Genomic DNA, 11205 nt, shown 5'->3' with positions numbered 1-11205 from the left:
GCCCGCCCCTGCGCCCGACATCGCGCTGGAGCGCGAGAAGAAGCTCAAGGAACAGAAGGCGCAGAAGGAGCGCGAGCTCGAGCAGCAGCGCGTGCAGCAGCAAAAGAAGAAGGAACTCGAGGCCAAGGAGCGCGCCGAGGACGAAGCCGAGCGCAAGAAAGAGCAGCAGAAGAAGCTGGCCGAGCAGAAGAAGCAGCAGGAAGCAGAGGCCAAGCAGGCCGAAGCGAAGAAGGCGGAGGCGGCCGCCAAGCAGGCCGCCGCCGACCGCGCCGCGACGCTCAAGCGCATGCAGGGCCTGGCGGGTGCCAGCGGCAGCGACGATGCCAAGGGCAACGCCCAGCGCTCGTCCGGCCCGTCCAGCGGCTACGCCGGCCGCATCGCCGCCGCCGTGCGCCCGAACATCACCTTCCCCGATGCCGACAGCGTGAACGGCAACCCCGAGGCCGAGTTCGAAGTGCGGCTGGCACCCGACGGCACCATCGTCGGCGTCAAGCTCGCCAAGTCCAGCGGCCTGCCCGCCTGGGACGAAGCGGCCGAGCGCGGTCTTCGCAAGACCGACAAGCTGCCGCGCGACACGGACGGGCGCATCTTCCCGTCGCTCATCGTCACGCTCAAGCCCAAGCGCTGACGCCCGCAATCACCCACATCGTGGGTGATTGCAAGCGACACCACCCGCTCGTTTAGGATCGTCGGCAACTCATTGTTGCTGGCGCTCCTGACATGGTCGACTCTTTCCCTGCCGTTCGCCTCCAAGACCTGACGCCGCTGCCCTACCAGCAGGCACTGGCCGCCCACCTCCAGGCGAACGAACCCGAGGCCTGGCGCTGGGCCGCTTCGGCCGAAGCGCGCGAAGAACACACGGCCGCCATGCGCGCCGAACTGCTGCGCAGCGCCTACCGGCTCGACGCCGACGCGCACCCCGACCTGCATGCCGACGCCACCCTGGCCGCGCAGCGGCTGGGCGTCACGGCGCGCATCACGCTCTACCAGGCCCCGTCCGGCGACGGCGCGGCCATGAACGCCGCGATCTACGTCGTGCCGGGCGAGGCGCACATCGTGCTCTCGGGCCCGCTGCTCGAAAAGCTGCAGCCGCCCGAGCGCCAGGCCGTGCTCGGCCACGAGCTGGCGCACTACCTGCTGTGGGAGCGCGACGGCGGCAAGCACCACGTCGTCGACCGCCTGCTGAACGCCACGGCGGCCGACCCGCGCGCCGACGCGAGCCACCTGCAGGCCGCGCGGCGCCATGCGCTGTACACCGAGGCCTTTGCCGACCGCGGCGGCTGCGTGGCCTGCGGCGCGCTCGAGCCCGCCGTGAGTGCGCTCATCAAGATCGAGACCGGCCTCACGCAGGTCAACGTGGCGAGCTACCTGGCGCAGGCCGAGGAAATCTGCGCCGATCCCGGCAACAAGGCATTGCAGACGCGCGGCGTGAGCCACCCCGAGGTGTTCGTGCGCGCCCGCGCGCTGCGCCTGTGGGCCGGCCGCGAGCACGACGCCGACGAATGGCTGGCCGCCGCGCTCGAAGGCCCGCTCGACCTGGGCACGCTCGACATGCTCGGCCAGCAGCGTGTGAGCGCGCTCACGCGCGGCACCCTGGCGCAGCTGCTGCAACGGCCCGTGCTGCAGTCGGAATCGCTGCTGGCACATGCGCGCCGCTTCTTCCCCGACTTCGCGCCGCCCACCTCGGCGATGCCGCCGCCCGAGCCCGCGCCCGCCGGCCTGCACGACTACCTGGCCAGCGTGCTGGTCGACTTCGTCGCCGCCGATCTCGAGATGGACGACGTCACCCTCGCCGCCGCGCTGGGCCTGGCCGATGCGCTGGGCTGCGACACGCCCTTCGAACAGCGCGTGCTGAAAGACCTGGGTCTTTCCAAGCGCAACTTCACCCGCGTCAAGCGCGATGCCGCCGCCTTGCTCGACAAGGCCGCCACTTCTTCTTCGCAGGCCGCCGCCGCATGACCCTCGCTCCCGCCCCGCTCCTGCAACTGCTCGCCACCGCCGAGGCCCACGGCGGCCTGCAGACCGACGACGTGCTCAAGCTCGTGCTGCCGCTGCTGCGCGAGGTCTCGGCCCTGCACGAACTCGGCCACGTCGCCGCGCTCGGCAACGCCTTCGCCTACCGCGTGACCGACGCGCCTGCCGAACCCGCGCTGGCACTCGCGCAGCCCGAAGGCACCGCGCCGCGCCGCCACCCCGAGGCCATCGCGCCGCTCGAACAGCCTGCCGCCTCGGTGCTGCGCGTGGTCGGAGAAACGCGCCTGACCGTCGATGCCGAGGCCGGTGTCGCCCTCGAGAACCTCGCGGTGATGCCCGACGCCGGCCCCGACACCGTGCCCACGCGCCCCGTCTACCTGCCCGGCTACGCCGCGTGGGAACTGCGCCTGGGCCACCACGACGCGCTCGGCGACATCCTGTGCCTGGGCCAGGTGCTGGCCAGCCTGTCGTGCGGGCTCGACTTCACGGACGGCGACGACCTGACCCGCTTTGCCACGCACCGCGGCAACCTGTTCGAGCTGAACCGCCGGCTGCACCCGGTGGTGGCCGCCGTGATCTTCGAGATGACCGCGCTCGACCGCCACGAGCGCGCGCGCGACCTGCCCTCGGTCATCCGCCGCCTCGAGACCTACCGCGACCAGCCCGTCGACCTCGGGCTGGACCGCATCGCACCCGCAAGAGACGGCGCAGGCCAGCGCCGCCAGGCGATCCAGCTGCACCTGCGCGACCGCCTGTTCGACCTGTCGCGGCGCAACCGCCTGCTGTACTTCAAGCCGACGCAGGCGCATGTGAACCTCACCGTCGCCAGCGTGCCGCTGGTGGTCGACCTCAACAGCATCCGCACCGACCAGCTGTGCGTGTGGGACGGCCGTTTTGCCGCCGACATCGCGAGTTGCGACCCCGTGCCGCTCGCGCGCTGGCTGCGCTTCGAAGACCAGCCCTACCTGCCCGGTGCGCTCGACCGCATCCTGCAGGAGGCGCGGCGCGACCGGGCCGAGTACGGCTTCTCGCAGCTGTCGCTGGTGATCGCCTTCCTGCGCTGGCACAACCTCAAGGAAGGCGAGGCCGAGCGCGCCGAGCGCATCGCCTCGCCGCTCCTGATGCTTCCGGTGGAGCTCACGCGCAAGAAAGGCGTGCGCGACCAGTACCTGCTCGAAGCCTCGGCCAGCGAAGCGCAGGTGAACCCCACGCTGCGCCATCACCTGCGCCAGCTCTACGGCATCGCGCTGCCCGAGACGGTCGACCTGCGCGAGACCTCGCTCGAGCAGTTCCACGCCCAGCTGTCGGCACAGATCGCGCAGAGCGAGCCCGGCGTGCAGCTGCGGCTCGTGAAGCAGCCCGAGATCGCCGTGATGCACCAGCGCGCGCGCCAGCGGCTCGAGCAGTTCAAGCGCCGCACCCGCGTGCGCTCGCCCTCGGCGGTGCCGGTGGCCGCGCAAGACTTCAGCTACGCGCAGGACGACTTCCGCCCGCGCGGGCTGCAGCTGTTCCATGCGCGCGTGCGCCCCGTGCCGCTGCCGGTGCGCGAGGCCGTCGGCGGCGCGCCGCAGCCGCGCGCGCCGCAGATGGCGGCCACGGCGGTCGACGACACCGAGCGCAAGACCTTCGCGCTGCGCGAGAGCAGCGGCAACCCCTACCAGTGGGACATCGACCTCACGGCCGTGACGCTGGGCAACTTCAACCACCGCAAGATGTCGCTGGTGCGCGACTACTCGGGGCTGGCCGAATCCGACCTGGCGAGCGAGGCCTTCGACCGCGTGTTCTCGCTGCAGCCGCGCCGCGTCGACGGCGAGACGCCACCCGCCCTGCCGCTGGCCGACCAGTGGCCCGTGGTGCAGGCCGACGCCACGCAGACCGCCGCGGTGGCGCTGGCGCGCACCGGCACCAGCTACATCATCCAGGGCCCGCCGGGCACGGGGAAGTCGCAGACCATCACCAACCTGATCGCCGACTACGTGGGCCGCGGCCAGCGCGTGCTGTTCGTTTGCGAGAAACGCGCCGCCATCGACGTCGTGTTCCACCGCCTGCGCCAGCAGGGGCTGGACGAGCTGTGCTGCATGATCCACGACTCGCAGGGCGACAAGAAGGCCTTCGTGCAGAACCTGCGCAAGACCTACGAGCTGTGGCTCGAAGCGCCCGGCACGCTGGCGCAGGAAAGCACCGAGCGCACGCAGGTGCTCGACGCCATGGACCTCGACCTGCGCGCGCTCGAGCGCTTCGACGCCGCCATGCACGACGTGCCCGAACACATCGCGGTGACGCTGCGCGAACTGCTGTCGCGGCTGGTGGCGCTCAAGGCCGGCGACCCGTCGCTCACGCCGCTGCAAGCCGAAGCACTGCCCGCCTTCGCGGCTTGGCGCCGGCATGCGGAGCTGGTGTCGCGCCTGCACCTGGCCGTGACCGAAAGCCTGGGCGCGCCCAGCTTCGCGCAGCATGTGTTCGCGCAGCTCGCGCCCTCGCTGCTGGCGCAGGAGAAACCGCTGGCGCGGCTGGTCGAGCGCAGCGAACGCGCCATCGACCTGAGCGCCCCCTGCCGCGACGCGCTGGTCGATGCCTGGCCACCGCTGGCCGAGGCCGGCGTGCTGTGGCGCGATGCGCTCGCCGTGGTGGCCGATTCGCGCAGCGTCGCGGCACTGGCCGCGCGCGGCCAGCTGGCGCTGCTCGACGCGGCGCACCCGAGCAGCCTCGCGCTCGGCAACGCCCTGAACGAAAGACGCACGCTGCAGCAGGCGCTCGACGCGCAGCTGCAGCGCACCGCCCACTGGCGCGACAAGCTCTCGCCCGGCGACACCGAGGCCGCGCTGGCGCAAGCCCGCGCGCAGCAAGGCTCGCTGCTGCGCTGGCTGCAGCCCTCGTGGTGGCGCCTGTCGGGCGAACTCAAGCGCCGCTACGACTTCGCCGCGCATGCCGTGCGTCCGCAGCCCAGCCAGATCCTCGAAGACCTGCGCGCCGAACAGGCCGCGCGCACCGCGCTCGACCAGCAGGCGGCGCGCCTCGAGGCCGACTACGGCTGCACCGACGCCGAGGCTTTCGCGCAGCAGCTGCAGGCGATGCGCGGCATCGACGCCGGCGCCGGCCTGCGTGCGGTGTTCCAGGCCCACCTGCGCACCGACGCGGGCCGCCGCAGCGTCGAGCAGCTCGTCGCCACCGCACCGCGCGTCGACACGCTCGACGCCCTCTGGCGCGACCTGCTGCACGACGCGGGCGCGCAACCGCTGGACGCGCTCGACGCGCTGGCCCGCACGCTGCGCGACCAGGCCGACGCGCTGCCGTCGGTGCTCCAGCCGCTGCAGGAACTGGCCGATGCCGACCCGGCCGTGGCCGCCGCGCTGCGCACCCTGCCGCTGCCGCCCGAAGCCATCGAGTACGCCGTCGCGCGCGAAGGGCTGGAGCGCGTGTACCGCACCGAGCGCTGGCTGCCGCGCTTCGACGGCGCCACGCTCGCGCGCCATGCGCAACGCCTGGGCGAAGGCGAACGCAAGCTGCTCGAACGCAATGCGCGCACGCTCGCCGCCGCAGTGCGCCAGCGTTTCCGCGACCACGTGCAAAAGAGCGCCCTGCCCGCCAGCCAGCTCGACGCCGACGGCAAGGTCTTCAAGAAGAGCTACAACGCCGGCCGCCGCGAGCTCGAGCACGAGTTCGGCAAGACCATGCGCTACAAGGCGATCCGCGAACTCGCCAGCGGCGACACCGGCCGCGTGGTGCGCGACATGAAGCCCATCTGGCTCATGAGCCCGCTGTCGGTGTCCGACACGCTGCCGCTCGCGGCCGACCTGTTCGACGTGGTGATCTTCGACGAGGCCAGCCAGATCCCGGTCGAGGAAGCCGTGCCCGCGCTGTACCGTGCGCCGCAGATCATCGTGGTGGGCGACGAGATGCAGCTGCCGCCCACGAGCTTCTTCTCGTCGGGCCGCGACGCCGAGGAAGACACCGTGTCGGTGGCAGGCGACGATGCGGAGAACGGCGAGGAAGGCGAGCGCATCGCCGTCGTGCTCGACGCCGACAGCCTGCTGAACCAGGGCGCGCGCAACCTGCCGGCCACGCTGCTGGCCTGGCACTACCGCAGCCGCTACGAATCGCTCATCGGCTTTTCGAACGCGGCCTTCTACGCGGGCAACCTGTACACCATTCCCGACCGCAGCCTGCCCGCGCCCGAGCGCGGCGAGATCGTGGTGCAGTCGCGCAGCCCGACGGACGAGTCCGTGAAGGCGCAGGTCGACGCCCTGCTCTCGCGCGCCATCAGCTTCCACCGCGTGGCCGACGCGGTGTACGAGAACCGCATCAACGATGGCGAGGCACGCCATATCGCGCAGCTGGTGCGCGAACTGCTCCAGCGCGAGACCGGGCGCAGCCTGGGCATCGTGGCGTTCTCGGAAGCGCAACAGGGCGAGATCGAGGAAGAGCTGAACGCGCTCGGCGCGGTCGATGCCGACTTCGCGGCGCGGCTGGAGGCCGAGTACGTGCGCGAGGAAGACGACCAGTTCTGCGGCCTCTTCATCAAGAACCTGGAGAACGTGCAGGGCGACGAGCGCGACATCATCATCCTGAGCATCTGCTACGGCCCCAACCCCGAGGGCCGCATGCTGATGAACTTCGGCCCCATCAACCAGCGCGGCGGCGAGAAGCGGCTGAACGTGATCTTCAGCCGCGCCAAGCACCACATGGCGGTGGTCTCGACCATCCGCCACGAGGCGATCACCAACGACCACAACGAAGGCGCGGCGGCGCTGAAGAACTTCCTGCGCTATGCCGAGTGCCTGTCACGCGGCGACGAGGACACGGCGCGGCGCGTGCTCGAAGGCATGAACCCGCTGGCGCGCGGCCACGTGGCGCGGCACGCGCGCACGGACGAGGTCACGGCGCAGATCGCGCAGGCGCTGCGCGCACGCGGCCATGCGGTGGACGAACAGGTGGGGCAGTCGCGTTTTCGCTGCGACCTCGCGGTGCGTGCATCGGGCCAGGGCCACTATGCGCTGGGCCTCCTCGTAGACGGCGCGGCGCAAAAGGGCCACCGCCACAACGTGCTGGAACGCTACGTCTCGCGTCCGCGCATCCTCGACGCGTTCGGCTGGCAGGTGATGCAGGTGCTGGCCAAGGACTGGCTGCACGCCCCCGAGGCCGTGCTCGACCAGGTCGAGCAGGCGCTCGGGAAAAAGGCCGGGGTCAGCGCAGGACGGTGATGACGCGCTTGACGTCGAGTTCGGTCTTGCCGGTGAGCCGGTCCTTGTCGAACTCGCCGCTGAGCTCGACGCGCACCTTGTCGTCGATCTTCACGCCCGGCGGGAAGTACTTGGCGTCGATCTCGACCTTCAGGCGCCCCGTGTCGTCGGCAAAGGTGTAGTGCTCGCCGCCGTCGTGCGAAACGATGAAGCCGCGCACCGTGGCGTGCTGGTCGTCCTGGCCGGTCTCGATCAGCTGCTTGACCGTCAGGTTCGGCACCGAGCTCGGGCCGGCGTACTGGGCCCAGGCCGCGGCCATGGGCAGCGCCACGCCGAACGTCAATGCGGTGGTCTTGAGGATCTTCTTGAAATGCATGCGGTCATTCCTCCTGTGAGTGGCCCGAGGCCAGGTTGCAACAGACTGATGGACCGCGCGCAGGCCCCGAGGTTCCCCGGGGCCGCGCGATCCGATCAATCGTAGATGACCTGCGCCTTGCCCGCTTCGGCCTGCGCGGTCCAGCTCGCGAGCGCCGCATCGGTCGGGAAGAACTTGGCGCGCTCGCCCAATTGCAACTCGACGTGCGCCCCGCCCCGCGCCATCGACAGGCGCACGGGCAGGCCGTGCACCAGGTCGCCGACCTCGGTCTGCTCGGTGCGCGCCGGAAAGTCTTTCAGGAGGCGCGCGATCTCGGGCACCTTGCCGTTGACCGCCACGCGCAGGAACTTGCCGAAGCGGCAGCGCGCCGAGGCCAGGTCCCACACCTGCTGCACCTGGAAGCGCGCCTCGAAGCCGCCGCGCGCGGGCTGCAGCTTGCCGCTCACGATGACGAGCTCGTCGTCCTTCAGCGTGTTGCGGTTGGCGTTGATGAGCGCTTCGTCGGCCGTGGCGTCGATGGATTCCGACTTGTCGTCCAGCTTGAAGATCGCCAGCCGGCCGCGCTGTCCGTTGATGACGCGGAAGTCGCTCACGATGCCGGCAATGACCTGCGGGTCGCGGCTGTCGAGCAGGTCGCCGATCTCGCGCTTGCAGAAGCGCCGCACCTCGTGCGAGACCTCGTCGAACAGGTGGCCCGACAGGTAGAAGCCGACGGCCGTCTTCTCGAAGGTCAGGCGCTCTTTCACGCCCCAGGGCGTGGCGTCGACCAGGTCGGGCTCCTGCGTGGCCGAGCCGTGTTCGCAGTCGCCGAAGATGTCGGCCTGCGAGGCGTTGGCCGCCGTGGCAATGGCGAACTCGAAGGCGCGGTCGACCGAGGCGATGAGCGAGGCGCGGTTCTGCTGGATGGCGTCGAACGCGCCGGCCTTGATGAGCGCCTCGACCGTGCGCTTGTTGATGCGCTGGCGGTCGATGCGCACGCAGAAGTCGTACAGGCTCTTGAACGGCCCGCCCTCTTCGCGCGCCCGCACCACGGCCTCGACCGCGAGCTGGCCCGTGCCCTTCACGGCGCCCAGGCCGTAGCGGATGATCCGGTTGGTAACGGGCTCGAAGCGGTAGTTGCCGCGGTTCACGTCCGGCGGCTCGAAGGTGATGTTGAAGTTCTTCTGGGCGTCTTCGAACAAGAGCTTGAGCTTGTCCGTGTCGTCCATTTCCACCGTCATATTGGCGCAGAAGAACTCGGCCGTGTAGTGGACCTTGAGCCAGCCCGTGTGGTACGCCAGCAGCGAGTAGGCGGCGGCGTGCGACTTGTTGAAGCCGTAGCCCGCGAACTTCTCCATCAAGTCGAAGATTTCGTCGGCCTTGTCCTGCACGATGCCGTGCGTGGACAGCGCGCCCGCGCGGAACTTCTCGCGGTGCTCGGCCATTTCCTCGAGCTTCTTCTTGCCCATCGCGCGGCGCAGCAAGTCGGCGCCGCCCAGCGAGTAGCCGCCCAGGATCTGCGCCGTCTGCATCACCTGCTCCTGGTAGACCATGATCCCGTAGGTCTCGGAGAGCATCTCGGCCACGGCCGGGTGCGGATACTCCACGTCTTCGCGGCCGTGCTTGCGCGCCACGAAGCTGGGAATCAGGTCCATCGGGCCCGGACGGTACAGCGCGTTCAGCGCGATCAGGTCTTCCAGGCGCGTGGGCCGAGCGTCCTTCAGCATGCCCTGCATGCCGCGGGATTCAAACTGGAACACGGCCTCGGTCTTGCCGTCGGAGAACAGGCGGTAGGTCGGCCCGTCGTTCAGCGGGATGTTCTCGAACGCGAAGTTCTCCTGGCCTTTGTGGCGCTTCATGATGAACTCGCGCGCGATCTCCAGGATCGTGAGCGTGGCCAGGCCCAAGAAGTCGAACTTCACGAGGCCGATGGCTTCGACGTCGTCCTTGTCGTACTGGCTCACGGCCGATTCGCTGCCGGGCTGCTGGTACAGCGGGCAGAAGTCGGTGAGCTTGCCCGGCGCGATGAGCACGCCGCCGGCGTGCATGCCGATGTTGCGGGTCATGCCTTCGAGCTTCTGCGCGAGCTCGACCAGCATGCGGACTTCTTCTTCCTTCTCGATGCGCTCCGCCAGCTGCGGCTCCATCTCGATGGCGTAGTTGTTCTTGTCGCCTTCGATCTTCTTTTCGGGCGGGTACTGCAGCGTGACCGACATGCCCGGCTTGTTCGGAATCAGCTTGCTGATGCCGTCGCAGAACATGTAGCTCATGTCCAGCACGCGGCCCACGTCGCGGATGGCCGCGCGCGCGGCCATGGTGCCGAAGGTGGCGATCTGGCTCACGGCGTTGCGGCCGTACTTGTCCTTCACGTAGTCGATCACGCGGTCCCGGTTGCCCTGGCAGAAGTCGATGTCGAAGTCGGGCATCGAAACGCGTTCGGGGTTCAGGAAACGTTCGAACAGCAGCTTGTATTCGAGCGGGTCGAGGTCGGTGATCTTCAGTGCGTAGGCCACGAGCGAGCCCGCACCCGAGCCCCGGCCCGGTCCCACGGGGCAGCCGTTTTCCTTGGCCCACTTGATGAAGTCGCCCACGATCAGGAAGTAGCCGGGGAAGCCCATGTTCAGGATCGTGTTGATCTCGAACTCCAGGCGCTCCACGTAGCGTGCCCGTTCGGCCTCGCGCTTGGCTTCGTCGGGGTACAGATGCTTCAGCCGCACCTCCAGGCCTTCGAACGACTCCTGACGGAAGAACTCGCCGATCGGCATGCGCACGCCTTCACTGATGAAGGGCGTGGGAAAGTCGGGCAGTTGCGGCTTGCCGAGCACCAGCGTGAGGTTGCAGCGCTTGGCGATCTCGACCGTGTTGGCCAGCGCGCTCGGCACATCGGCGAACAGCGCCTGCATCTCGGCGCTCGACTTGAAGTACTGCTCTTCGGTGAACTTGCGCACGCGGCGCGGGTTGCCAAGAATTTCGCCTTCGGAAATGCACACGCGCGCCTCGTGCGCCTCGTAGTCCTGGCGTTCGGCGAACTGCACCGGGTGCGTGGCGACCACCGGCAGCTTCAGGCGGGCCGCGAGCTTCACGGCGGCGATCACGTGCGGCTCGTCTTCCGGACGGCCGGCGCGCTGCAGCTCGATGTAGAAACGGTGCGGGAACATGCCCGCCAGTTGCAGCGCCAGTTCGGCGGCGCGCTCTTCCTGGCCTTGCAGCAGCGGCTGGCCCAGCGGCCCGGCCTGCGCGCCCGACAGCGCGATCAGGCCGCCCTGCAGCTCCTGCAGCCATTCGAGCTTGCAGGCCGCCTGCGACTGGCCGCGGCTCACGTTCTGCGTCCAGGCCCGGGCCAGCAGTTCCGACAGGTTGAGGTAGCCCTCCATGTTCTGCACCAGCAGAATGAGGCGGGTCAGCGCGCCGGGCTCCTTGCCCAGCCCGTCGATGAAGATTTCAGCGCCGATGACGGGCTTGACGCCCTTGCCCCGGCCCTGCTTGTAGAACTTGACCGTCCCGAACAGGTTGTTCAGGTCGGTGATGGCCAGCGCGGGCTGCTTGTCGGCAGCGGCGGCCTTGATGACTTCGTCGATTCGATTCGTGCCATCGACGACGGAAAACTCGGTGTGCAGACGCAGGTGAACAAACATCCGTCGATTGTAGGAAGCCGCCCCCCACGATGTGGTGTGGCGATCCCTACAATCCCGCCCC

General features: G+C 69.5%; 5 protein-coding genes. 3 read left to right on the top strand and 2 right to left on the bottom strand.

Translation table 11 applies throughout. The annotated features are described in order from the left end of the window. The 3 genes from tolA to AC3WQR_RS27015 all read left to right on the top strand — a co-directional run. Window positions 1-628 (top strand): cell envelope integrity protein TolA (tolA, locus tag AC3WQR_RS27025; RefSeq protein ID WP_492744875.1); only part of this gene is annotated, 628 nt, incomplete at its 5' end. Window positions 629-720: 92 nt separating this feature from the next. Further along, window positions 721-1959: a M48 family metalloprotease gene (locus tag AC3WQR_RS27020; protein WP_492744871.1), complete on the top strand. Its 1239-nt coding sequence runs from the start codon at window positions 721-723 to the stop codon at window positions 1957-1959. Beyond that, a complete protein-coding gene (locus AC3WQR_RS27015; RefSeq protein ID WP_492744868.1) occupies window positions 1956-7175 on the top strand; it encodes an AAA domain-containing protein in 5220 nt (1739 codons plus the stop codon). The genes AC3WQR_RS27020 and AC3WQR_RS27015 overlap by 4 nt, the downstream gene beginning before the upstream one ends. Here the strand turns inward: AC3WQR_RS27015 and AC3WQR_RS27010 are convergent. Beyond that, entirely contained in the window at window positions 7159-7530 is a 372-nt protein-coding gene (locus AC3WQR_RS27010) for a YgiW/YdeI family stress tolerance OB fold protein (RefSeq protein ID WP_083259096.1), read from the bottom strand. The two genes, AC3WQR_RS27015 and AC3WQR_RS27010, sit on opposite strands and share 17 nt — an antisense overlap. A 95-nt stretch (window positions 7531-7625) precedes the next feature. After that, window positions 7626-11144, bottom strand: coding sequence for a DNA polymerase III subunit alpha (dnaE, locus tag AC3WQR_RS27005; RefSeq protein ID WP_492744866.1), 3519 nt, complete (start codon window positions 11142-11144; stop codon window positions 7626-7628). Window positions 11145-11205 lie beyond the last annotated feature (61 nt).

The organism is Variovorax sp. FW305-3-2-15-B-LB1 (genome assembly GCF_058787635.1).
Note: the sequence above shows the minus strand (reverse complement) of the source record. Positions and strands in the feature narration are given on the sequence as shown.

Coding starts and splice junctions, on each gene's coding strand:
- AC3WQR_RS27020 (WP_492744871.1), top strand. CDS start 721: ATGGTCGACTCTTTCCCTGCCGTTCGCCTCCAAGACCTGACGCCGCTG.
- AC3WQR_RS27015 (WP_492744868.1), top strand. CDS start 1,956: ATGACCCTCGCTCCCGCCCCGCTCCTGCAACTGCTCGCCACCGCCGAG.
- AC3WQR_RS27010 (WP_083259096.1), bottom strand. CDS start 7,530: ATGCATTTCAAGAAGATCCTCAAGACCACCGCATTGACGTTCGGCGTG.
- dnaE (WP_492744866.1), bottom strand. CDS start 11,144: ATGTTTGTTCACCTGCGTCTGCACACCGAGTTTTCCGTCGTCGATGGC.